The sequence below is a fragment of the Pseudomonas sp. MM227 genome, from assembly GCF_947090715.1.
GTDB classification, from domain to species: domain Bacteria; phylum Pseudomonadota; class Gammaproteobacteria; order Pseudomonadales; family Pseudomonadaceae; genus Aquipseudomonas; species Aquipseudomonas baltica.
Map to the genome: position 1 here is coordinate 1574297 of NZ_OX352319.1, position 24278 is coordinate 1598574.

The window sequence follows — 24278 nt, forward strand, 5'->3', positions numbered from 1 at the left end:
GTTCTGGCTTTTGTGGGAGCGGGCTCTGCCCGCGAAGAGGCCAGCGTGGACCTCTTCGCGGGCAGAGCCCGCTCCCACATGAATCTGCTGCTGGTCACATGAGTCTGCTGCAGCCCACATGAATCTACTGCTGGCCATATGAGTCTGCTTTGGCAAGAGCCTAGGTGTTCATGGAAGGTCGCGGCTGGCCGATAGCCTTGTATCGGTTCCGCGCATTCTCTTTCAGGCCATCCATGCTCAAGTCCAGTTTCACCTCTCCGGCATCCTCCGCCAGGCCTGCGAGCAGCACCGCCCTGGCGCAGACCTCGTTGGTCACCTTTTGCGCCAGCCTCGCCGTGGTCTTTGCACTGGCAGTCGCTCTGTCCCTGTATTTCGCCCACGGTCTGGATCGCACCGAGCGCGTCCAGGGTCAGTCGATGGTGCAGAAAAGCATCGAGTCCGAGCGCCGGCTTCTGCAACTGACCATCAAGGACTACTCGTTCTGGGGGGAGGCCTATCGGCACCTGCATCTCAAGGTGGACATGGAATGGGCCTATGTGCGGGAAAACTTCGGTCCGGCGTTGTACGACGATTTCGGCTACCAGGCCGCGTTCGTCATAGGGCCGGGCAACCGCTCGGTGTATGCGGTAATCGACGGCAAGTATGAAACCATAGCGGCTGCGGATTGGCTGGGCCGCCCCGTCGATGAGTGGGTCGCCGCCGCACGCGCCCTGGCCGACGACGAAAAGGTCTTCACCGCACTGACCAGCCTGGCCGGAACACCGGCCCTGGTGGTGGCGGCAGCGATCACGCCCAGCACCGACCCTACGGTGCAGACCGACGACCGGCCGCCGTCGGTCATGCTGGTGGTCAATCGGCTCGATCCGCAGCGGCTTCAGGCGCTCGGCGAGAGCATGGGCCTGCGCGGGCTGCGGGTGGCCCGTACCGATGACACCACGGCTGCCCACGCGCTGGTCGCGGCCGAGCACGGCATGACTCTCGACATGCAGTGGGACGCAGCAAGGCCGGGACGACAGATGATCATCGTGGTATTGCCCATGATCATCCTGGCGACGCTGATCATCCTCGGCATGACCTGGGTCATGCTGCGGCGCAATACCCGCGCTGCGCGCGCCCTGGACGGCAGCCACGAACTGCTGCGCGACAGCCAGGTGGCGCTGGCGCTGAGCGAGTCGCGCTTTCGCGACGTAGCCGAAGCCAGCTCCGACTGGATCTGGGAAACCGATGGCGATGGTCATGTCACCTACCTGTCCGACCGCTTCGAGACGGTCACTGGCGTGGGCAAGGCGCAATGGCTGGGCATCTCGATCGACGACCTGGTCGAATTGCCCCAGGGCACGCTCCTGGCGTGGCTGCGCGGCAATCCAGGGCAGGGCAACCTGACCACCGAATGCAGCTATATGGACGTGCATCGGCAACGGCGTACGGCGCGGATCGCTGCGCGGACCATCGGCGATCAAGGCTTTCGGGGTACCGCCACCGATGTCACCGAGGAGATTGACGCGCGGCGACGGGTCGAGTACCTGTCGCGCCATGACGTGCTGACCGGCCTGCCCAACCGCAGCCAGTTGCGCGACTACCTGGAAAGCCGTCTGGAAAACGCGCTTGCCGCCCGCCAGCCCCTGGTCATGCTGACCATCGACCTGGATCGCTTCAAGCCGGTCAACGACTTGCTCGGCCATGCTACCGGCGACCGCGTGCTGTACCAGATCGGCGAGCGCATCAGGCAATGCGTGCGCAGCCAGGACATCGTCGCCCGGGTCGGTGGCGACGAGTTCGTCATGGTCGTGGCGGGCGCGGTCGGGCATGCGGAGATCGAGGCACTGTGTCGACGGCTGATCGAGCTGATCGAGCAGGTCATCGAGGTCGACGACCAGGACATCCATGTCAGCGCCAGTATCGGCATTGCCGTGTCGCCGGGCGATGCGGCGCACGCCCCTGAACTGCTGCGCTATTCGGACATCGCCTTGTACGAGGCGAAGGCGAGCGGGCGCGGCACCTGGCGTTTCTATGATGGCGACATGAATGAGCGGATCATCGAACGTCGGCGCCTGGAAAGCGACCTGCGCTATGCGATCAAGCATGGCGAGTTATGCCTGCAATACCAGCCGCGCTTCCGCATTGCCGACGGCCAGATGGTCGGGGCCGAGGCGCTGGTGCGCTGGCAGCATCCACAGCGTGGCCTGCTGGCGCCTGATGCATTCATTCCGATCGCCGAAGACACGGGCTTGATCACCGCACTTGGCGACTGGGTGATGAACGCGGCCTGCCGGCAGGCCAGTCAATGGCCTGAAGAGCTGTTCGTGTCGGTCAACGTGTCTTCCAAGGAGTTCCAGGGCGGACAATTGGTGGAGCGGGTCAGGGCCGCCTTGTTGAGGTCGGGCCTGACGGCGGCGAGGCTGGAGCTTGAGGTTACCGAAAGCGTGATGCTCGAAGATGCCGACAATGCGTTGACCCTGATGCGAGCGCTGAAGGGCCTCGGCGTCCGGCTGGCCATGGATGATTTCGGCACCGGCTATTCATCGCTGAGCTACCTGCGCACGTTTCCCTTCGATGGGCTCAAGATCGACCGCAGTTTCGTCGGCAGGCTGGGCGACAGCCAACCCGACCTGGCCATCATCGAGGCGGTGATCGGCCTGGGTCGGGCACTGTCGCTGACGGTGACGGCCGAAGGCGTGGAAACGCTGGAACAGCTGCAACTGCTGGATTCGGTGGCTTGCGACGAGGGCCAGGGTTATTACCTGAGTCGGCCCCTGGACGGCGCGCGGTTCGAAGAGCTGCTGCTGGCCAGTTGCGCGCGTTGATCGACCAGGCCAACCCTCCAAAGCCCGCGGGTATCGCATGCACCGCCGACGCGGCTCGCGCCGCTGCTACAGGGGCTGCGCGTGACTGCTGACGCGGCTTGCGCCGCTGCTACAGGGGCTGCGCAGGTGTGTGGGGGTGTGCGTGACCGCCGACGCGGCTTGCGCCGCTGCTACAGGGCTGCGGGGGTGTGTGGGGGCGCCTGCACTCCCCGTAGGAGCGGTCATCGGCCGCGAAGGGGCGCTGCGGATTATCTGGCACACCGCGGCAACGGCTGCGCGGCCACAGACCGCTCCTGCGAAGGCCCTGCGGGAACGCCTGTGTCCCCTGTAGCAGCGGCGCGAGCCGCGTCCGGGGGCAACGCGTGGCTGCGGGTACACGCCCACCGTCACTGACCGGGCCGGTGCAGCTTTTCCAACGCCTGCAACTGCATCAGCAACGGATGATACGGCGCGCGGGTACCTGCACCGTCGGCGTCGCCGAACACGCCTGCGGGACAATAACGGCCGTCATCCCAACCCGGATAGTCCAGGAACGGGTACCAGCACAGCCCCTGCACATCGACCCCGCGTTGCAGCGCCACTGCCAGCTGACTGCCCACGTAGTCCAGCCACGGCCCTCGCGCATCACCCTCGGCGCCGGTTTCGGCCAGCAGGATCGGCCTTCCATAACGCCGATGGAGCTCAGCCAGCAGCCCGGCCAGCGGGCGGAACTCGGGGTGCCCGCGCAAGATCCGTTCGCCATTGTACCGCCACTGATTCTGCGGGTAGAAGTTGGCCCCGATGATGTCCAGGTACGCTTCACAGCCGCCCAGCCCCGGCCACTGCCGACCGGCCAGCATGTCCCAGGCCTGGAACTGCGACAGCCGCTGACCCTCGGCGCGCTCCTGGTCCACGGCGCGTGATGAGTCCGGCACGACGTGAATCAGCGGGTCGCACTGAACCAAACGCGCCGCAGGCGCCTGCGCGCGAATGGCCTCGATCGCCTCGATGCTGGCCCGCACCAGCTGATGCTTGAGTTCCAGCCCACGGCCATGCGCGCCGGGGTTGAAATAGCCGACGTCGCCGCCGGCCCAGCTCCAGAACGACATCTCGTTGACGGGGGAACAAAAGGGCGCCTCGAAGCCTTCATCGACCATCAGCCGTGCCGCGGCCCCGGCGAAGCGCGCAAAGCGTTGGACGAATTCGGGTCGCCAGATATCCAGGCCATCGGGGTAGCCGTAGTGACACAGGTCCCACACCACCTGCAGATTGCACTCGCGGGAGGCGCGCAGCAGGGGCAGGAAACTGCTCCAGTCGTAATACCCTGAACGCTGTTCGATCACATGCCAGCGCAGGCCGTCGCGCGCGGCACCAATGCCACTGGCCAGCAACTGACGATAGTCATGGGCCGCCCAGCGCAGATGGCCGGTGCTGACCTGCACATCCACACGTTCACCATCGCGCCGCCGCTGCGCGGCGCATTCGTAGCCGGCCATGATGAAGGTATTGAACAGGCCAGGCGGCTTCAAGCGCCTTGCTCGTCGAGCGCCGTCGACGCCCCGGCTCCCTCGGTCGGCAAGGCTTGCTGCTCGATCCGTTGATACAGTGCCAGCGCCTGGCCCACGACCTGATCCATGTTGTAGTACTTGTAGGTGCCCAGTCGCCCGAGGAATGTCACCCCCGGCGTGTCGTCCGCCAGCGCCTTGTAGCGTTGATACAGCTGGGCGTTTTCGGCTCGCGGAATCGGGTAGTAGGGGTCGCCTTCGGCGCAGGGGTATTCGTAGGTGATGCTGGTGTGCGGATGTTGCTGACCGGTGAGGTGCTTGTATTCGGTGATGCGCGTGTAGGGCACCGCTTCATCGGGGTAGTTGACTACGGCCACCGCCTGCAACTGTGGTTGCTGGAGGGTCTTGTGTTCGAAGCGCAGCGACCGGTAGGGCAGGCGACCCAGGCGGAACTCGAAGTATTCGTCCACCGGGCCGCAATAGATCAGCTGGGTGCACGCCAACTGCTCGCGCACCTGGGCGAAATCGGTGTCCAGCAACACGTCGATGCGGGGATGGTCGAGCATGTTCTCGAACATGCGCGTGTAGCCATCGAGCGGCATTGCCTGAAAACTGTCGGTGAAGTAGCGGTCGTCGACGTTGGTGCGCGTGGGGATCCGCGAGGTCACCGACTTGTCCAGCTGCGAAGGGTCCAGGCCCCACTGCTTGCGGGTGTAGCCCTGGAAGAACTTCTGGTAGAGCTGCTCGCCGATCTGATTGATCACCACATCCTCGGAGGTGCGGATGCATTCAACCGGCTGCGCCCGTTCGGCAAGAAAGCGCTCGGCCCCGGCCTCGTCCATCTGCAAGTCGAACAGCGTATTGAGCGTGGTCAGGTTGATCGGGATCGGCACCAGGTGGTCGTCGACCTGGGCCAGCACGCGGTGCTCGTAAGGGCGCCACTGGGTGAAACGCGACAGATAGTCGACGATGCGCTGGGCGTTGGTATGGAAGATGTGCGGCCCGTAGCGGTGGACCATGACGCCCGCTGCATCCAGGTGGTCGTAGGCGTTGCCGCCGATATGCTCACGGCGGTCGATCACCAGCACGTTCATGCCAAGCCCTGCGGCCAGGCGCTCGGCAATGACGCTGCCAGCGAAGCCGGCACCCACCACCAGGTAATCATAAGGGCGTCCATCGCCGTGAGCGGACGGACCACGGCAGGCGCTGTCGAGGGTTACCTGAGGCATTCGATCTGCTCCTTCATGGCGTTGCAGGTCTTGTCCCACGACATGCCATCCAATGCGGCATCGGCCTGGACGACCACGCTGTCACGGGCTTCGGCACCCAGTGCGCGTTCCACCGCAGCGATGAATGCCGCGGGGGTGTCGGCGATGCTTACGACACCGCTGGTGCCATAGCCGCTGATCACGTCGGCAATCGGTGTCGACACCACCGGGCGCCCGCCAGCAAGGTATTCGGGGGTCTTGGTCGGGCTGATGAAGCGCGTGGAAGCATTGATCGCGAACGGCATGAGGGCAACGTCCCAGCCGGCCAGGTAGTGGGGCAATTGCTCATACTGCTTCGCCCCGAGGTAGTGAATGTTGGCGCGTCTTGGCAAGGTCTGCGGATCGATCTTCACCACCGGGCCGATCAGCACGATCTGCCACTGCGGCCGCTGCCGGGCCAGCTCATCGACCAGGTGGATGTCGAAACGCTCGTCGATGACACCGAAGAAGCCCAGCCGCGGGTGGCCGATCGCGGCCTGATCGGCCGGATCGGGCAGCAACGCCCGGGCCTGGGCGAAGTGGGCGATGTCGACACTGCTGGGCATGGCGTGGGCGTTGCCGTGCTGATGGCGCTTGGCCACCCATAGACTCTGCCCCCCGGTGAACACCACGTCGGCACGCGCCAACAGTTGGCGTTCCCTTTCGATGAGTTCCGGCGGAGCGCCCATGAACGCGGACAACTCGTCCATGCAATCGAAGATAGTCACCTGGCCGTGCAGATGGTCAGTGAACGCCAGGCTCATCGGGGTCAGGTACCAGAGCAGCAGTTCGGCGTCGCGGTGCTGGGCCAGGTAGCCATCGAGCAGGTCGCGCTGCATCGCGATGACCTGGTCGTGAGGGGTGCCCGCCGGCAGCTGCGGCACCAGCACGGTCACGCCGTGTGCTGGATGGCTGGCCAGCAACTGCGGTTGCACATGCTCGGCGAACAGCGGTTCTTCGAAGAACAGCACGTCGTAGCTCTGCGCCAGGCGTGACATGAGGTGCTGGGGTCGCTGGTAGACGAACCCCCAGCGCAAGTGCGACAGACATAGCATCAGCGGTCGGCCTGTGGGCGTCGCGGTGCGCGCTGGAGTGGACAGTGGGGCAGGGGTGAAGCCGGGCGGCGCCACATCGGTCATGGGGGTGTCCTTGGTCAGTGCCTGAATCGGGACTGAAGCCAGGTTGAGCTGGGCTTCGACGCCACCCGTATGGATGTTGCAAGGCAGTGCGGCGAGCGAGTGCATGCGCGCGGTGCGTTGGTAATGATTGAGACGCCGTCGCTGCAGGAGGCGTTCAACTTTGATTTGCCGACCGCCTGGGATATGCCAACCGTCTGGCTGCCGCCTGGAACTCCGCGCCACCGCGCGCGCCCATAGTTTCATAGGCCTGATCCCGTCGTCGTATCACGCAGGTGCTATCCCTTGATCTTGACCGGTGCGCCTGCGGGCGACGGGAGCGACGGCGATGATTCTGGTCACAGGCGGTACGGGTTACATCGGCGCACAGGTGGTGCTGCAACTGCTTGCTCATGGGCAGACTGTGGTGATCTTCGACAACCTCTGCAACAGCTCGCGTGCAAGCCTGGAGCGTATTGCCCGGCTGGGCGGACGGCGGGCCCGGTTCGTACTCGGCGACGTGCGCAACCGAGCGCAGCTGGATGCCCTGTTCGCGGATTTTCCCATCGCTGCGGTGATTCACTGCGCAGGCTTGAAAGCGGTTGGCGAGAGCGTGCGCGAGCCGTTGCGCTATTACGACAGCAATGTCGGCGGCAGCATTGCGCTGTGCCAGGCGATGGCGGCCGCCGGTGTCTTCACGCTGATTTTCAGCTCTTCGGCGACGGTCTATGGCGACTGCGCCACGATGCCCATCGACGAAACCTGCGCCACCGGATTGCCGACCAACCCGTACGGGTTTTCCAAGCTGATGGCGGAGAACGTCATGCTCAGCCTGGCGGCTTCGGATGCGCGCTGGTCGGTCGGGCTGTTGCGCTATTTCAACCCCATCGGCGCCCATGAATCGGGCGAGCTGGGCGAGGCGCCGGCACAGGTGCCGAACAACCTGCTGCCGTACCTGCTGCAGGTGGCCAGTGGGCGGCGCGACGTGCTGCAGGTGTTCGGCAACGACTACGCTACGCCGGACGGCACCGGCGTTCGTGATTACGTGCATGTGATGGACCTGGCCGAAGGGCACTGGCGGGCTTTGCAGGCATTGTTGGGCGGCAGCGGGGTGCGCGTCTGGAATCTGGGAACCGGGCGGGGGTATTCGGTATTGCAGGTGGTCGATGCTTTCACCCGCACCTGCGGAGTGCCCATCGCCCTGGCCTTCGAGCCCAGGCGCACGGGCGACGTGGCGCAGTGCTGGGCCGACCCAGGCAAGGCGCGCCGCGAGCTGGGCTGGCAGGCCCGACGCAGCCTGGACGACATGCTGCGCGACGCCTGGCGCTGGGAGTGCCGCCTGGCAGAGGAACACCGGCCCATCGTCTATACAACCGAAACCTCTACCCCGATCCCTGTAGCAGCGGCGCAAGCCGCGTCCGGATACGCCGCGGTGTGACAGCCGGATAGCATGCACCGCCGACGCGGCTCGCGCCGCTGCTACAGGGGCTGCGATGGTGTGGGGGGATGTGCGTGACCGCCGACGCGGCTTGCGCCGCTGCTACAAGGGGCTGCGGTGGTGTGGGGGATGTGCGTGACTGCCGCCAGCACCCTGCGTAGGAGCGGTCATCGGCCGCGAAAGGGCACCGCGGATGGTCTGGCACACCGCGGCGACAACTTCGCGGCCACGGACCGCTCCTACGAAGGCCCTTGAGGAACACCTCCGTCCCCCTGTAGCAGCGGCGCAAGCCGCGTCCGGACACGCCGCCGTGTGACAGCCGGATAGCACGCACCGCCGACGCGGCTTGCGCCGCTGCTACAGGGGCTGCGGTGGTGTGGGGGGGTGTGCGTGACCGCCGACGCGGCTTGCGCCGCTGCTACAAGGGGCTGCGGTGGTGTGGGGATGTGCGTGACTGCCGCCAGCACCCTGCGTAGGAGCGGTCATCGGCCGCGAAAGGGCACCGCGGATGGTCTGGCACACCGCGGCGACAACTTCGCGGCCACGGACCGCTCCTACGAAGGCCCTTGAGGAACACCTCCGTCCCCCTGTAGCAGCGGCGCAAGCCGCGTCTGGATACGCCGCGATGTGACAGTCGGATAGCATGCACCGCCGACGCGGCTTGCGCCGCTGCTACAGGGGGCTGCGGTGGTGTAGGGAGATGTGCGTGACCGCCGACGCGGCTTGCGCCGCTGCTACAGGGGCTGCGGGGGTGTGGGGAGATGTGCGTGACCACCGACGCGGCTTGCGCCGCTGCTAGAGGGATTTCAGTGCATCGGTCGCTGCGGGGTGTTGGACACCCCGCAACACTTGTATTTACAACACCACGCTCGGCAGCCAGAGGGAGATGGCCGGAATGTAGGTGACCAGCATCAGCACCAGGAACAGCGCCAGGTAGAACGGCAGCAGCGCCTTGACCGTGGCTTCGATGGTCACCTTGCCGACCGCCGCACCGACGAACAGCACCGCGCCGACCGGCGGTGTGATCAGGCCTATGCCCAGGTTGACCAGCATGATCATGCCGAAATGCACCGGATCCACACCCACGCTGACGATCACCGGCAACAGGATCGGTGTGAGGATCAGAATCAGCGGCGCCATGTCCATGATCGTGCCCAGCATCAGCAACATCACGTTGATGCACATCAGGATCACGTAGCGGTTGTCCGACAGCGTCAGGAACGCCGTGGTGATCTTCATCGGGATTTCCATCAGCGTCAGGATGTAGCCGAAGCTGGCAGCGAAACCGATCAGAATCATCACGATGGAAATGGTCCGCGCCGCCCGGTGCATCAGCTTGGGCAGGTCGCGCCACTTGTAGTCGCGGTAGATGAACATGGTCACGAAGAACGACCACAACACGGCGATGGCTGCCGATTCGGTCGCGGTGAACACGCCCGAAAGAATGCCGCCGAGAATGATCACCAGCGCCATCATTCCCCACAATGCCTCACCGGCGATCTTAAGCGCCTGGCGCATCGGAATGACTTCGCCCTTGGGATAGTTGCGCTTGCGCGCAAAGATCATGCACAAGCCCATCATCACCGCACTGAGCAACAGCCCTGGCATGATCCCGGCCATGAACAGCGAAGCGATCGACACCGAGCCGCCAGCGGCCAGCGAGTACAGCACCGAGTTGTGGCTCGGTGGCGTCAGCAGGGCCTGGACCGAGCCGCTGACGGTCACGGCCGTGGAGAAATCACGCGGATAGCCGGCCCGTTCCATTTCTGGAATCAACACCGAACCCACCGACGCGGTATCGGCGACCGACGAGCCGGAGATGGCCCCGAAAAAGGTCGAAGCGACGATGTTGACCAGCGACAACCCACCGCGCACGAAACCCACCAGCACGCCGGCGAAGGCTACGAGCCGGCGCGACATGCCGCCTTCGGCCATGATCGCACCCGCCAGCACGAAGAACGGAATGGCCAGCAGCGAGAATTTGTTCACCCCACCGGCAATCTGGATCATCAGGGCGTCGGCCGGGATGTCGATCCACCAGGCACCTATCAATGCCGACAGGCCCAGCGCATAGGCCACCGGCATGCCCACCAGGATCAAGGCGATGAAGCTGCCCAACAGTATGAGAGCATCCATTTACGCGGCACCTTCACTGGCTTCTACGACGTCGAACCGCATCACGGCGCGGTGGCTCTGGTCACCCAGGAACAGCTTCTCGAGGATGAATACCAAAGTCACGATGCCGCCGATCGGGATGGGCAGGTAGGAAATGCCTACCCGCATGGAAGGAATTTCACCCAGGTACTGGTTCCAGGTGTTGGCGCACAGCTTGAAGCCCTTGAAGATCATGAACAGCGCGACCACCGCCATCAGGAGCTGAACCGCGAATGCCGCCACTCGGCGAATCTGCGCCGGCATGCGGTCCACGGCCATGGCTACCGCCATGTGTGCGCCGGCGCGGTAGCTGGCGGCGGCGCCGAAGAAGGTGAAGACCACCATCAGCAGGATTGCCACCGGCTCCGGCCAACTGGAACCGCTGCCCAGTGCGTAGCGGGTAAAGATGCCCCATGGAATGATCAGGGTCATGGTCAGGACCGACAAGCCGGCGATCCCGATGCACACCCGGTAAAGCAGGTCGTTGAAACGCAGCACAGTGTTTTTCATGAGGCTCACCCAGCGGCGGGGGAGCGGGCACATGCCCGGTCCCCCGTGGTGTTGACGGACAGACTTACTTGACGGCTTCGATGCGGGTGATCAGCTCTTTGTACGGCGCGCCGTACTTGTCGCGCACTGGCTGGGTCGCATCGTAGAAGGCTTTCTTCTGCTCGGGCGTGAGGGTGATGAACTCTACGCCACCGGCCTTGAGCTTGGCTTCGGCTTCGCTGGATTTCTTGTCCCACAGCACGCGCTCTTCCATTTGTGCTTCGCGAGAGAGCTTTTTCACCAGCGCCTGTTGCTCGGGGTTGAGCTTGTTCCAGGTGATCTTCGACATCACGATCGGCTCGGGCAGGATCAGGTGTTCAGTGAGCGTGTAGAACTTGGCGTTCTGGTAGTGGTTGTGTTCGAGCATGGTCGGCGGGTTGTTCTCGGCGCCGTCGATCACGCCGGTCTGCAGGGCGCTGAAGATCTCGCCGGTGGCCATGGCGATGCCGTTGCCGCCCATCTGGTTGATGGTGTCGATGAACACCGGGTTGCCTTGCACGCGGATCTTCATGCCCTTGAGGTCACTGATCTGCCGTACCGGCTTCTTGGTGTAGAGGTTGCGCGTACCGCCATCCATCCAGCCCAGCGCGACCAGGTTGAATTCGGAGTTGGTGATCTTGTCGAGAATCTCCTGACCGATCTCGCCGTCGATGATGCTGCGCATGTGGGCTTGGTCGCGGAAAATGAACGGCAGGTTGAACACGTTCACGTCCGGTACTACCGGGCCGACGATGCCCAGGCTGACGCGGGTCATCTGCACCGCGTTGCTCTGCACCTGCTCGACCACTTCCTTCTCGGAACCCAGTACACCGCCTGCGAACATCTTGAAGCTGATCTCGCCCTTGCTCTGCTCTTCGAGTTTCTTGCCCATGGCCTGCTCGGCCACCACCGGCGGGTAGCCGGCCGGGTGCACTTCGGCGAACTTGATCTTGATCTCGGCCTGCGCCAGCCCGGACAGGCAGAAGGCGAGCGGGAGAGCGGCTACGAGTAACGTGCGTTTGAAATCCATGGATAACTCCAGCGTTGTTGTTGTTTTAAAGTCGCAAAGGATTCAGTTGTCGCCAAACGGCCCGGCGGCCACGAAGGCGCCGCCCTGATAGACCCTCGCCGGGTCGTCGGCGGCAGGCATCGGCTGAGCTTCGATCTTGTCGCGGAACACTTCCGAGCTGTCCTTGGGTGTGAAGCCCAGGTGCGCGGCAAAACGGTTGTCCCACCACAGATCGCGGTTGGCCGAGGCGCCATACACCACCGTGTGGCCGACGTCCGGGGTGAACAGACTCAGCTCGATGAGGCGGGTCAGGTCGTCGAAACTGAGCCAGGTGCTCATCATTCGGCGATTGGCTGGCTCGGGAAACGAAGAGCCGATGCGGATGCTGACGGTTTCGATGCCGTAGCGATCGAAGTAGAACGTTGCCAGGTCTTCGCCGTAGGACTTGGACAGGCCGTAATAGCTGTCCGGACGCCGGGGCGAATGGGCGTCGATGGTCTGGTCCTGCTTGTAGAAACCGATAACGTGGTTGGAGCTGGCGAATACCACGCGTTTGACGCCATGCCGGCGTGCGGCTTCGTAGATGTGGAAAACCCCGCAGATATTGGGCCCCAGGATGTCTTCGAACGCGTGCTCCACCGACACCCCGCCAAAATGCACGATGGCGTCCACGCCCTGCACCAGCTCGTGCACTGCCTGCTTGTCGGCGAGATCGCACAACTGGAATTCTTCCTGGGTATCGGAACGAGTAGCTGTATCGGTAGAGGCGGGAAGCGGGACGATATCGGAGAGCCGCAGGGTACGGGCGAAGGGTTTCAGACTTTCTCGCAGCACCTTCCCCAGACCGCCGGCGGCGCCGGTCAGGAGAAGGCGATCGAAGGGATTCTGGACGGAGTGAGTGCCTGTCATGAGCGAGTCCTTTTATCGTTATTATTTTGTCATCTGTTGTCGTATGACTTATTTCGGATTATCGACAGCTCTCGGCGATCTTGTCAACGCGACTAATGTCGAAATACACCAAGGTCGAATGCCGCTTGCGGTCGGCACGGCCTGGCTACAGGCGAATCCAGCGCTGGCGCATCCAGCCGCTCAAGGCATCCACCGCCAGCACCAGGGCCAGCATGGCCAGAATGAGCGTGCTGGCCCGTGCTTCCTGGAACAGGCTCAGGCTCACGTAGAGCATCTGTCCCAGCCCGCCGGCACCGACGAAACCGAGGATGCTGGCCATGCGAATGTTGTTTTCCCAGCGGTACAGGGTGTAGGCCAGCAGTTGCGGCCACAGATTGGGCAAGGTGCCGTAACAGAAGGCCAGCCAGGCATTGCCGCCCTGCAGGCGGATGGCGGCGGCGGGTGCGGCAGGGGTGTTTTCCAGGGCCTCGGCAAACAGACGGCCGAGGACCCCGGCGGTGTGCAGCGCCAGGGCCAGGGTGCCGGCATTCGGCCCCAGGCCTGCGGCGAGCACCATCAACACCGCCCAGACCAGTTCGGGAATGGCCCGCAGGGCATTGAGCACCAGTTTCGTCACGCCTTGCGCCAGCCAGCCCAGGCGCCCGGCTGCGGGGATGGCCAGCAGCAGACCGGCGAGCGCCGCCAGCAGCGTGCCCAACGCCGACATCGCCAGGGTTTCCAGCGCGCCATGGCCCACCGCGCGCAGGTGGGTGGCACTGAGGTCAGGCGACATGAAGCGTGCCGCGTAGCTGGTCATGTGCTGCAGGCTGTCGACATTGGTCAGGGTGAACAGGTCCAGGCCCAGATAGACGAAGGAGCCGACCACCGCCAGCACCATCGCCAGCACCAGCAGCAGGTTGCTTAGGCGCCTCATGCGAAGCGTCCCCTGAGCAGGCGGCTGAGCAGGTCCGCGAGCAACACCAGGGCGATGAACGTCAGCAGCATGCTGGCCACCTCGGCCGAGGCGAACATGCGCATCGACAGGTCGATCTGCTGGCCCAGGCCGCCAGCGCCGACGAAGCCCATCACCACCGAGGCGCGCACGGCGCATTCCCAGCGGTACACGGTGTAGGAGGTCAGCTCGGCGGCAGCGGCCGGGAGAATGCCATAGGCGAACGCGGCCAGGCGGCCGGCGCCGGCGCGCAGCAGCGCCTGGGCCGGGCGCTGGTCGACCGACTCACAGATCTCGGCATACACCTTGCCGAGCATGCCGGCGTAGGTGATGGCGATGGCCAGCACGCCGGCCGTCGGGCCCAGGCCGACGGCGCGGACGAACAGCAGGGCCCAGACGATTTCCGGCACGCTGCGCAGAAAAATCAGCACGCCACGCACCGGCCAGCGTACGCAGGTGCCGGCCCAGCCGGGTTGGCCGCCGAGGTTGGCAGCCGACAGCGACAGCGCGCGGCTGGCCAGCAGGCCGGCGGGAATGGCCAAGGTCAGCGCCAGGGCCATGCCGGCCGTGGCGATGGCCAGGGTCTGCAAGGTGGCGTCCAGCAGCAGCGTCAGAAACGCGGGGTCATGCGCGGGCGGCCAGAAGTCGGCGAGAAAGGCCCCCATGGACTGGGTGCTGGCCGGGTCGAACAGGACCCATGGATCGAGCTCGGCCAGGCGTATGCCGGGCCACAACAACAGCACCGCCAGGGCGGCAAGCAGAAGGCGCGGCAGCGCGGCAGGGTCGCGTCGGTCCCTTTTCAGCATCGCGGCAGCCAGTGAGCAGGGGTGTCGACCGGCGTTTGCACGCGGCTCAGGTGTTCGTTCGCGTACAACGCCTCCAGGCGCTGCGCGGTGACCTGCGTGGCCTCCAGGTCGAAAGCGATCTGGCCGTCGCGCACGCCGACGATCCGTGGGAAGCAGGCCAGCGCCAGCTCCACCGTGTGCAGGCTGGCCACCAGCGTGACGTGCTGTTCGCTGGCGTGCTGACAGAGCATGTCCAGCGTGTGCCTGGCCAGCCGTGGGTCCATCGCCGAGACGGGCTCGTCGGCCAGCAACAGCTCCGGCGCCTGGTACAGGGCGCGGGCGATGCCGACACGCTGCAACTGGCCGCCGGACAATTGCTGGCACTGGGCGAACAACTTGTCGTCCAGGTCCAACCGCGCCAGCAGCGCGCGGGCCCCGTCGATGTCCACCGGGTGCAGCAGGTTGAGCAGGCTCTTGCCCAGCCCCCATTGCCCCAGCTTGCCGGCCAGCACGGCAGTCACCACCCGTTGCCGCGGCGGCAGCGGCGGGGCCTGATGGATCAGCGCGATACGTGCGCGCAGACGCTGGCGCGCGCGACTGCCGAGGCGCCAGGGCTGCATGCCCAGCACCTGCAGCTCACCGGCGCTGGGCGGCAGAGCGGTTGCCAGCACGTTGAGCAGGCTGGACTTGCCGGCGCCCGAAGGGCCGATGATTGCCACGCGCTCGCCGGGCTCGATGCTCAGGTTCACATCGCGCAGGGCCTGCACACCGTTACGGTGGCGCAGGTCAATGGCCGACAGCCGCAGGGTCATTTCAACAGGTCGGCAGCGCGAGCGGCGTCCTCGATACCCTTGTAGTTCTCAGGCTTGGTGGCGATGAAGCGGCTGGCCGCCTGCAGGTCGAGAATGGCCTTGTCGTCGGGCTTGGCCGGGTCGAGGGCGAGGAAGGCCTGTTTGATCTTTTCTGCCAGGGCCGGGTCCAGGGTACCGCGCACGGTCCAGTTGTAGTCGAAGTAGGTCGGCGTGGTGGCGAACACCTTGACCTTGCTGGTATCTACCTTGCCGCTGTTGACCAGCTTGTCCCACACGCTGGCATTGAGCACGCCGGCGTCGACCTTGCCCGCCTGTACCCACGCCGCGGTGGCGTCATGGGCGCCGGAGTAGGCAACCCGGCTGAAGTAGGTTTCCGGCTTGATGTTGTCCTGCAGCATGAAGTAGCGCGGCATCAGGCTGCCGGAGGTCGACGAGATCGAACCGAAGGCGAAGGTCTTGCCCTTGAGGTCGGCCAGCGACTTGACGTTCGGGTCGCTGGTGATGAACTTGCTGGTGAACTGCGCATCCTGCTCGCGCTGTACCAGGGGAATGGCGTTGCCGGTCTTCAGGTTGACCTGAACGAAGGTGAAACCGCCCAGCCAGGCCATGTCCAGGCGATCGGTCGCCAGCGCCTCGACCACGGCAGGGTAGTCGGCCACCGGCACGAACTCGACCTTCATGCCGATCTGCTTTTCAAGGTAGGCGCCCAGCGGCTTGAACTTGCGCAGCAGTTCGGTGGGCGCCTCGTCCGGGATGGCCGAAACCCGCAAGACATCGGCAGCGAAGCTGGTGACGGCGCTGGCGCAAAGAGCGAGGCCGGCGACCAGTGACAGGGAGCGCTTGAACATGGTGGGTCTCCGAAAGATGACGCAAGCAGCGCGGGCAAGGCCCGGCACGCGTGGATACGAGGTGGCGCGATTATAAGAGTCACTGCAGGAAAGGCCAGCTTTGATAGAATTCGCAGCCTGATTCCAGGACGTCGAGAATGCTGCCATGAATTCGCCTATCCGTTTGACCCAGTACAGCCATGGAGCCGGTTGCGGCTGCAAGATTTCGCCCAAGGTATTGGAGGTGATTCTGGCCGGCAGCGGCGCACAGAACCTGGACCCGAAGCTGTGGGTCGGCAATGCTTCGCGCGACGATGCCGCGGTGTATGCCATCGACGACGAGCGCGGTGTGGTGTCGACCACCGATTTCTTCATGCCCATCGTCGATGACCCCTTCGATTTCGGGCGCATTGCCGCTACCAATGCCATCAGCGACATCTATGCCATGGGCGGCGATCCGTTGATGGCCATCGCCATTCTCGGCTGGCCGGTCAACCTGCTGCCCCCGGAAGTTGCCCGCGAGGTGATCCGCGGCGGTCGGGCGGTGTGCGATGCTGCCGGCATTCCCTTGGCCGGTGGCCATTCGATCGACGCTCCCGAACCCATCTTCGGCCTGGCGGTGACCGGTCTGGTCGACAAGCGCCACATGAAACGCAACGACACCGCCCAGGTCGGCGACCGCCTGTATCTGACCAAGCCGCTGGGCATCGGCATTCTCACCACGGCGGAGAAGAAATCCCGGCTACGTGAAGAAGACGTGGGCGTGGCCCGCGACTGGATGTGCACGCTGAACAAGCCCGGCAGCCGCTTCGGCAAGCTGCGCGAGGTCACCGCGATGACCGACGTCACCGGTTTCGGCCTGCTCGGGCACCTGGTCGAAATGGCCGACGGTGCCCAACTGACCGCACGCCTGGAATACGCCGCGGTGCCGCGCCTGCCCGGCATCGACCACTACCTGCGCGAGGGCTGCGTGCCGGGCGGCACCCAGCGCAACTTCGACAGCTACGGCGAACGCATCGCCGCGTTGAGCGACGAGCAGCGTGACCTGCTCTGCGATCCGCAGACCAGCGGCGGCCTGCTGGTAGCCGTCAGCGCTGCCGGCGAAGCCGAGTTCGTCGCGCTGGCCGCCGAACTGGGTCTGCACCTGGCGCCCATCGGCACCTTGATCGAGCGCCAGCCCCACGCTGTCGAGGTGTTCTGATGCGCGAAGACAGCAGCGACTACCGCGCGTTGTTCCTCGGCGAGGTAGCGATGATGGACGCGCGCGCGCCGGTCGAATTCGACAAGGGTGCATTTCCCGGGGTGCACAACCTGCCGTTGATGGACGACCTGGAACGGCAGAAAGTCGGTACCTGCTACAAGCAGCACGGCCAGGAAGCCGCCATCGAGTTGGGGCACCGCCTGGTGTCCGGCGAGATCAAGGCACGCCGGGTCGAAGCCTGGGTGGCATTCGCCAAGGCCAATCCCGAGGGCTATCTGTATTGCTTCCGCGGCGGCCTGCGCTCGCAGACGGTGCAGCGCTGGCTGCGCGAGGCAGGCGTCGAGTACCCGCGGGTACTGGGCGGCTACAAGGCCATGCGCAGCTTTCTGCTCGACACCCTGGAACAAGCCGTCGAACAGTGCCAGTTCGTCGTGCTGGGCGGCATGACCGGCACCGGCAAGACCGACGTACTGGCGCAATTGAGCAACGCCCTGGACCTGGAAGGCCATGCCAACCACCGCGGCTCCAGCTTCGGCAAGCGTGCGACCGGGCAGCCTGCGCAGATCGATTTCGAGAACAGCCTGGCGATCGACGTGTTGAAGAAGCGGGCTGCCGGCATCGAGCAGTTCGTGCTCGAGGACGAAAGCCGCCTGGTGGGCAGTTGCAACGTGCCGTTGAGCCTGCATCAGGGCATGCAGGCGTATCCATTGGTTTGGCTGGAAGACAGCTTCCAGAATCGCGTCAAGCGTATCCTGCGCGACTACGTGGTAGACCTGTGCGCAGACTTCGTCGGGTTGTACGGCGAGCGCGGTGAAGCGCTGTTTGCCGAGCGTCTGCTGCAGAGTCTGGACCGCATCCACAAGCGTCTGGGCGGCGAGCGCCATCAACGCCTGCAGGGGCTGATGCAGGCCGCGCTGGAAGAGCAGCGGCGCTATGGCCTGGTCGACCTGCACCGCGGCTGGATCGAAGGCCTGCTGCACGAGTACTACGACCCAATGTACGCCTATCAACGCGAGAGCAAGGCGGCGCGCATCGAGTTCGCTGGCGATCAGGCAGCCGTGGTCGACTACCTGCGCGAGCGTCTGGCCAGGGGCTGAAGACGGCGAGTGCAGCCTTCAGCCTGGCCAGCCTTGGCTCAGTTGATCCGCGGGTGCTGTTGCACCAGCACTTCGCGCTTGGCTTGCAGCGCGGCGATCTCGCTGTCGATGTCCTCGATCTTCTGCTCGATGTTATCGTGGTGCTCGACCAGCAGTTCTCGGGCTTCGGCGATGTCCGAGGCCGCTGGCGCAGCGCCGCGCAACGGCTTGTTGGCCGTCTCCTTCATGGTGATGGCGGTGATGAAGCCGACCACGGCGAACACCATCAGGTAATAGGCAGGCATGTACAGGTCGTCGGTGCTTTCCACCAGCCAGGCCACGGCCGTCGGTGTCAGGCCGGCAATCAGTACTGATACGTTGAATGCACTGGCCAGGGCGCTGTAGCGGATGTGCGTGGGGAACATCGCCGGCAAGGTCGAAGCCATGACGCCGATGAAGAAGTTAAGCACCACGGCCAGCATCAGCAGCCCGGCGAAGATCCAACCGATCTGGCCACTGTTGATCAGCATGAAGGCCGGGATGGCCAGGATGAACAGGCCGATGCTGCCGAACAGAATGAAAGGCTTGCGGCCGAACTTGTCGCTGGCGAAGCCGATCAGCGGTTGGGCGAACAGCATGCCGACCATGATCGCGATGATGATCAGCACGCCATGGCTTTCGCTGTAGTGCAGGTTGTGCGACAGGTAGCTGGGCATGTAGGTGAGCAGCATGTAGTAGGTGACGTTGGTCACCGCGACGATGCCGATGCAGGTCAGCAGGCTGCGCCAGTGCTTGGTTGCCACTTCCTTGAACGATACCTTGGGGCCGCCGGCCAGGCCTTCGCGGTCGCCTTGTTCGAGCTTTTCGACGTGCTGCTGGAAGGCCGGGGTTTCTTCCAGCGCGTGGCGCAGGTAGAGGCCGATCATGCCCAGCGGCAGGGCCAGGAAGAACGGCACGCGCCAACCCCAGTCAAGGAACTTCTCTTCGCCGATCACTGCGGAGATGCCCACCACCACGCCTGCACCGAGCACGAAACCGGCAATCGAGCCGAAGTCCAGCCAGCTGCCGAGGAAGCCGCGTTTGCGGTCCGGAGCGTACTCGGCCACGAAGATCGAGGCGCCGGTGTATTCACCGCCCACCGAGAAGCCCTGGGCCATCTTCGCCAGCAGCAGCAGGATGGGCGCCCAGATGCCGATGGAGGCATAGGACGGAATCAAGCCGATCGCGAACGTACTCAACGACATGATCACGATGGTGGCAGCCAGGACTTTCTGCCGTCCGTACTTGTCGCCCAGGGCGCCGAAGAACAGGCCGCCCAGCGGGCGAATCAGGAAGGGTACCGAGAAGGTGGCCAAGGCCGCGATCATCTGCACACTGGGATCGACGTCCGGGAAGAACACTTTGCCCAAGGCGTAGGCCACGAAGCCGTAGACGCCGAAGTCGAACCATTCCATGGCGTTGCCAAGCGCGGCGGCGGTGATCGCCTTGCGCATCTTGACGTCGTCGACGATGGTGATGTCGTTCAACCCGATCGGGTTGACGGTTTTTCTGCGAGATTTCATGGGTGTTTCTCTTGTGTCAAAGCGGCTTGTCCCCATGAGATACAAAATGACACTAAATAATTCACTGATGACGGCGATTTAGTATCGCAGCGGTTGTCCGGGCGCCAGCGTACCCATGGGAGCGACAGATCGCCCAAGACGGAGACGCCAAAAAACCGGATAATGCCGGCCATTCGTTTTAGCTGTCATCAGGTGCTGCCCCATGGAAATCAAGGTCAATTTTCTCGACAACCTTCGACTTGAAGCCAAGTTCGACGATTTCACGGTGGTGGCCGACCAACCGATCCGCTACAAGGGCGACGGCTCGGCGCCGGGCCCGTTCGATTACTTCCTGGCATCCTCGGCGTTGTGCGCGGCCTACTTCGTCAAGCTCTACTGCAACACCCGCAACATTCCCACCGACAACATCCGCCTGTCGCAGAACAACATCGTCGACCCGGAAAACCGCTACAACCAGATCTTCAAGATCCAGGTCGAACTGCCTGCGGACATCTCGGCCAAGGATCGCCAGGGCATCCTGCGCTCGATCGACCGCTGCACCGTGAAGAAGGTCGTGCAGACCGGCCCGGATTTCATCATCGAGGAGGTCGACAACCTCGACGCCGATGCCCAGGCCTTGCTGATGCCCGCGCAGGCGGAAGGGGCGAGCACCTATGTGCTGGGCAAGGACCTGCCGCTGGAGCAGACCATCGCCAACATGTCTGGCATCCTCGCCGGGCTGGGGATGAAGATCGAGATCGCCTCGTGGCGCAACATCGTGCCCAACGTCTGGTCGTTGCACATCCGCGATGCCTACTCGCCGATGTGCTTCACCAACGGCAAGGGTTCGACCAAGGAAAGCGCGCTGGCGTCGGCCCTGGGTGAATTCATCGAGCGGCTCAACTGCAACTTCTTCTACAACGATCAGTTCTGGGGCGAAGACATCGCCAATGCCGCCTTCGTCCACTACCCCGACGAGCGCTGGTTTCAGCCGGGCCGCAAAGATGCGCTGCCTGCCCAGATACTCGATGCCCACTGCCTGGCCATCTACAATGCCGACGGCGAACTGCGCGGCTCTCACCTCTACGACACCAACTCGGGCAACGTGGAGCGGGGTATCTGTTCGCTGCCTTTCGTGCGCCAGTCCGACGGCGAGACGGTGTATTTCCCGTCCAACCTGATCGAAAACCTCTACCTGAGCAACGGCATGAGCGCCGGCAACACCTTGGCTGAGGCCCAGGTGCAGTGCCTGTCGGAAATCTTCGAGCGCGCAGTCAAGCGCGAGATTCTCGAGGGCGAACTGGCGCTGCCCGACGTCCCGGCCGAGGTGCTGGCGCGCTATCCCGGCATCCAGGCCGGCATTCAGGGGCTGGAAGAGCAGGGCTTTCCGGTGCTGGTCAAGGACGCCTCTCTGGGCGGTCGTTTCCCGGTGATGTGCGTAACCTTGATGAACCCGCGCACCGGCGGCGTGTTTGCCTCGTTCGGCGCCCATCCAAGCCTTGAAGTGGCGCTCGAACGCAGCCTCACCGAATTGCTCCAGGGCCGCAGTTTCGAGGGGCTCAACGATTTGCCGCAGCCGACCTTCGAAAGCCATGCACTGATGGAGCCGAACAACTTCGTCGAACATTTCATCGATTCCAGCGGCGTGGTGTCGTGGCGCTTCTTCAGTGCCAAGGCCGATTTCGCCTTTATCGATTGGGATTTCACCGCACAGGGAGAGAGCGCCAACGCCGAGGAAGCGGCGACGTTGTTCGCGATCCTCGCCGACATGGGCAAGCAGGTGTACATGGCGGTCTACGAGCACTTGGGCGCCAAGGCGTGCCGGATCCTGGTGCCGGGGTATTCGGAGATCTATCCGATCGAAGATCTGATCTGGGACAACACCAACAAGGCGCTGTTTTTCCGCGAAGACATCCTCAATCTGCACCGGCTCGATGACGACGCGCTGGGCGACCTGCTGCAGCGCCTGGAAGAGTCGGAGCTGGACGACTACACCGATATCCGCACCTTGATCGGCATTGAGTTCGACGAGAACACGGTGTGGGGGCAGTTGACCATTCTGGAGTTGAAGGTGCTGATCCAGCTGGTGCTGGAGCGCTTCGACGACGCCAAGGAGCTGGTCGAGATGTTCCTGCAGTACAACGCCAATACGCTGGAGCGCGGCCTGTTCTTCCAGGCGCTGAACGTGGTGCTCGAGGTGCAGCTGGACAGCGACCTGGACATGGCCGACTACGAGTTCAACTTCCGCCGCATGTTCGGTGACGCGCGGATGGAGGCAGCGCTGGGATCCGTGGATGGCAGCGTGCGTTTCCACGGCCTGACCCCGACCAGCATGAAGCTCGAAGGGCTGGACCGTCACCTGCGCCTGATCGACAGCTACAAGAAACTGCACAGCGCCCGCGCCAGGGCCTGATCCCCCGCGCTGCCCTTTTCGCGGCCACGGGCTGCTCCTACGGAAAAAGGCTACACCGTCTTCAAAGCGCGGCAGGCAGGTAATGGTCCAGCAGACGCTGGATGGAGCCGTTGCGGTGCAGCGTCTCCACCGCCTTGCGCAAACTGCTCACCACGCGCGGCGAGCATGTCTTCGAACACGCCAGGTACAGGTCCGTGGTCATCAGCACCGGGCTCATCAGCAGCGGCTGCTTGGAGACCTGGCGCCAGATGTACTGCGATTCCGGCACCCCGTTGAACCAGGCATCGACCCGTCCCAGCAGCAGCATCTGCGCCGGATTCTCACCGATGCGCAACGGGTAGATCTGCGACGCATCGAACCCTTCGTCGTACAGCTTGCGCTCCTGCGCGCTGCCCATGCCCACGGCGATCCGTCGATAGGTCCGACGTGCCTGGGCAAAGCTGTCGACGCGCTTGTCGAGGGTGAAAAACGCCCGGTCCATGCTCATGATCGGGGCGATCCAGGTGTAGCTGGTTTCCCTGTCGGGAGTTCGCGACAGCGGCACGATAAGCATGTCCTGCCCGTGCTGCACAGTCCGTTGCGCGCGAAGCCAGGGCAGCACATTGATATTCATGTGATAACCCGCCAACGTCATGGCCTGCCGAGCGGCGTCAGCGACAATACCTTGCTGGCCCGCATCCCCCGCCATGCTCAGCGGCGGCGCCTCGGGCATGTACAGATCGAAGGTGCGCGGGTGCGCGGCCCAGGCAGCGGGGAGGAGAGCGCTGCACAGCAGCAGACCGCAGACAGACTTGAACAGCAATCCGCAAGTGCGGTTCAGATGACCCATGGCAACGATCCGATGACTTTCAATGGCAGGCTCCTGGACGGCCAGCATAGTCGCTAATGACGCTACCTGCTCGCATGGGAACCGCGTCGACCTCAGCCCATCCATATCCGATATATACCTACGCACTGAGGACACTCCAGGTGGAGACCAAGCAAAGCTGGTCGTTCGATGCAGCGCAGATCGCGCAGGCGCAGCGCTTCAACAAGACCCTCGAGCGGCTGCCGCGGTTCCGCATCCGCCACCGCGTCACGCCAATGCTGATCCAGACACTGCTGCGTGCCGGCCAGCTGGGCAAGGCGCTGAAGCCTGTCAGCCATGGCCTGGCCATCGAGAACCGCGTGCTGGTCAGCGCCGATGCCGTTCCGGTAAGGGTGCGCATCATCCGCCCGCAGGGGCCAGCCAAGGGCTTGGTGCTGGATTTCCATGGCGGCGGCTGGGTGATCGGCAACGCGCAGATGAACGATGACGTGAACATCGCCCTGGTTCAGGCCTGTGACGTGGCGGTGGTCTCGGTGGACTACCGGCTGGCCGTGTCGACCCCGCTGCAGGGTTTGCTCGATGACTGCCTGGCGGCCACGCGCTGCGTGCTCGGTGGCGGCTTTCCCGAGCTCGAGGGCCTGCCGGTGATCATGGTCGGTGAGTCCGCCGGTGGCCACCTGGCAGCGGCCACGCTGCTGCAGCTCAAGCGATGGCCGGCGTTGCTGCAGCGCGTCTGCGGGGCGCTGCTGTATTACGGGGTATTCGACCTGACCGGCACGCCCAGCGTGCGCGATGCGGGCCCCGAAACCCTGGTGCTGGACGGGCCAGGCATGCTCGAGGCCTTCCGTCGGCTAACCCCCGGCCTGGACGACGAGCAACGGCGGCAACCGTCGCTGTCGCCGCTGCATGGCGACCTGGATGGACTGCCGCCGGCGCTGATGTTCGTCGGTGAACTGGACCCATTGCGCGACGATACCCTGCTGATGGCCGAACGCTGGGGCAGGGTGGCCGGCGTGGAGCTGCGCCTGTTGCCGGCCTCGCCCCATGGCTTCATCCACTTCCCCACACCCATGGCCGCGCGGGCGCTGGCATACAGCCGTGAATGGGTCGTGGGCCTGCTGGCGGCACGCGCTGCGCAGGATCCTGCCGGATGAGTTGAAATACGCCGGCGTGCTCGCCAGAATGCCCGCCCATGC

The 24278-nt window shown here is 64.3% G+C and carries 19 protein-coding genes; 6 read left to right on the forward strand and 13 right to left on the reverse strand.

Annotated elements, in window-relative coordinates; all coding sequences use genetic code 11:
• Positions 1–233 precede the first annotated feature (233 nt).
• Positions 234–2804: an EAL domain-containing protein gene (locus ONG87_RS07200; RefSeq protein ID WP_264382521.1), complete on the forward strand. Its 2571-nt coding sequence runs from the start codon at positions 234–236 to the stop codon at positions 2802–2804.
• Between the two features lie 386 nt (positions 2805–3190).
• Here ONG87_RS07200 and ONG87_RS07205 read toward each other — a convergent pair whose 3' ends face one another.
• The 3 genes from ONG87_RS07205 to ONG87_RS07215 are packed head-to-tail and all read right to left on the reverse strand — an operon-like array spanning position 3191 to position 6590.
• Positions 3191–4312 (reverse strand): beta-glucosidase, encoded by a 1122-nt coding sequence (locus ONG87_RS07205; RefSeq protein WP_264382522.1) that lies wholly within the window; start codon positions 4310–4312, stop codon positions 3191–3193.
• Positions 4309–5517, reverse strand: coding sequence for a UDP-galactopyranose mutase (gene glf / locus ONG87_RS07210; RefSeq protein WP_264382523.1), 1209 nt, complete (start codon positions 5515–5517; stop codon positions 4309–4311). Before glf ends, ONG87_RS07205 begins: the two co-directional genes overlap by 4 nt.
• Entirely contained in the window at positions 5505–6590 is a 1086-nt protein-coding gene (locus tag ONG87_RS07215; RefSeq protein ID WP_264382836.1) for a glycosyltransferase family 1 protein, read from the reverse strand. Before ONG87_RS07215 ends, glf begins: the two co-directional genes overlap by 13 nt.
• Positions 6591–6999: 409 nt before the next feature.
• On the opposite strand from ONG87_RS07215, the gene galE reads away from it, so the two are divergent.
• The gene (gene galE / locus ONG87_RS07220; protein WP_264382524.1) at positions 7000–8088 is read left to right on the forward strand and encodes a UDP-glucose 4-epimerase GalE; all 1089 of its coding nucleotides are present in this window, start codon (positions 7000–7002) and stop codon (positions 8086–8088) included.
• A gap of 855 nt (positions 8089–8943) precedes the next feature.
• On the opposite strand, the gene ONG87_RS07225 is transcribed toward galE, so the two are convergent.
• From ONG87_RS07225 to ONG87_RS07260, 8 genes are all read right to left on the reverse strand, one after another.
• The gene (locus ONG87_RS07225; protein WP_122478995.1) at positions 8944–10224 is read right to left on the reverse strand and encodes a TRAP transporter large permease; all 1281 of its coding nucleotides are present in this window, start codon (positions 10222–10224) and stop codon (positions 8944–8946) included.
• Positions 10225–10752, reverse strand: a complete 528-nt coding sequence (locus ONG87_RS07230; RefSeq protein WP_192049469.1) for a TRAP transporter small permease — start codon at positions 10750–10752, stop codon at positions 10225–10227.
• Positions 10753–10816: 64 nt separating this feature from the next.
• Complete coding sequence (locus tag ONG87_RS07235) at positions 10817–11800, reverse strand: TRAP transporter substrate-binding protein (RefSeq protein ID WP_185793782.1); 984 nt, start codon at positions 11798–11800, stop codon at positions 10817–10819.
• Positions 11801–11842: 42 nt separating this feature from the next.
• Entirely contained in the window at positions 11843–12688 is an 846-nt protein-coding gene (locus tag ONG87_RS07240; RefSeq protein ID WP_192049466.1) for an NAD(P)-dependent oxidoreductase, read from the reverse strand.
• A 145-nt stretch (positions 12689–12833) separates the two neighbouring features.
• On the reverse strand, positions 12834–13601 hold the full coding sequence (gene phnE, locus ONG87_RS07245; RefSeq protein ID WP_192057460.1) for a phosphonate ABC transporter, permease protein PhnE: 768 nt from the start codon (positions 13599–13601) through the stop codon (positions 12834–12836).
• Positions 13598–14425 carry an ABC transporter permease gene (locus ONG87_RS07250; RefSeq protein WP_192054049.1) on the reverse strand — a complete coding sequence of 276 codons (828 nt, stop codon included), beginning with the start codon at positions 14423–14425 and terminating at the stop codon, positions 13598–13600. The genes phnE and ONG87_RS07250 overlap by 4 nt, the downstream gene beginning before the upstream one ends.
• The gene (locus ONG87_RS07255; protein WP_264382525.1) at positions 14419–15216 is read right to left on the reverse strand and encodes a phosphonate ABC transporter ATP-binding protein; all 798 of its coding nucleotides are present in this window, start codon (positions 15214–15216) and stop codon (positions 14419–14421) included. Before ONG87_RS07255 ends, ONG87_RS07250 begins: the two co-directional genes overlap by 7 nt.
• Positions 15213–16064: a putative selenate ABC transporter substrate-binding protein gene (locus ONG87_RS07260; RefSeq protein WP_122478983.1), complete on the reverse strand. Its 852-nt coding sequence runs from the start codon at positions 16062–16064 to the stop codon at positions 15213–15215. The genes ONG87_RS07255 and ONG87_RS07260 overlap by 4 nt, the downstream gene beginning before the upstream one ends.
• A gap of 145 nt (positions 16065–16209) precedes the next feature.
• On the opposite strand from ONG87_RS07260, the gene selD reads away from it, so the two are divergent.
• Entirely contained in the window at positions 16210–17244 is a 1035-nt protein-coding gene (gene selD, locus ONG87_RS07265) for a selenide, water dikinase SelD (RefSeq protein ID WP_122478980.1), read from the forward strand.
• Positions 17244–18341, forward strand: coding sequence for a tRNA 2-selenouridine(34) synthase MnmH (gene mnmH, locus ONG87_RS07270; RefSeq protein WP_264382526.1), 1098 nt, complete (start codon positions 17244–17246; stop codon positions 18339–18341). Before selD ends, mnmH begins: the two co-directional genes overlap by 1 nt.
• A gap of 38 nt (positions 18342–18379) precedes the next feature.
• Here the strand turns inward: mnmH and proP are convergent, their stop codons facing one another.
• Positions 18380–19882, reverse strand: coding sequence for a glycine betaine/L-proline transporter ProP (gene proP / locus ONG87_RS07275; protein ID WP_264382527.1), 1503 nt, complete (start codon positions 19880–19882; stop codon positions 18380–18382).
• 202 nt (positions 19883–20084) lie between these two features.
• On the opposite strand from proP, the gene ONG87_RS07280 reads away from it, so the two are divergent.
• Positions 20085–22274 carry an OsmC domain/YcaO domain-containing protein gene (locus ONG87_RS07280; protein WP_264382528.1) on the forward strand — a complete coding sequence of 730 codons (2190 nt, stop codon included), beginning with the start codon at positions 20085–20087 and terminating at the stop codon, positions 22272–22274.
• Between the two features lie 61 nt (positions 22275–22335).
• Here the strand turns inward: ONG87_RS07280 and ONG87_RS07285 are convergent, their stop codons facing one another.
• Complete coding sequence (locus ONG87_RS07285; protein WP_264382529.1) at positions 22336–23103, reverse strand: ABC transporter substrate-binding protein; 768 nt, start codon at positions 23101–23103, stop codon at positions 22336–22338.
• A 140-nt stretch (positions 23104–23243) separates the two neighbouring features.
• Between ONG87_RS07285 and ONG87_RS07290 the strand changes: the two genes are divergently transcribed.
• Positions 23244–24236 (forward strand): alpha/beta hydrolase, encoded by a 993-nt coding sequence (locus ONG87_RS07290; protein ID WP_264382530.1) that lies wholly within the window; start codon positions 23244–23246, stop codon positions 24234–24236.
• Positions 24237–24278: the final 42 nt, after the last annotated feature.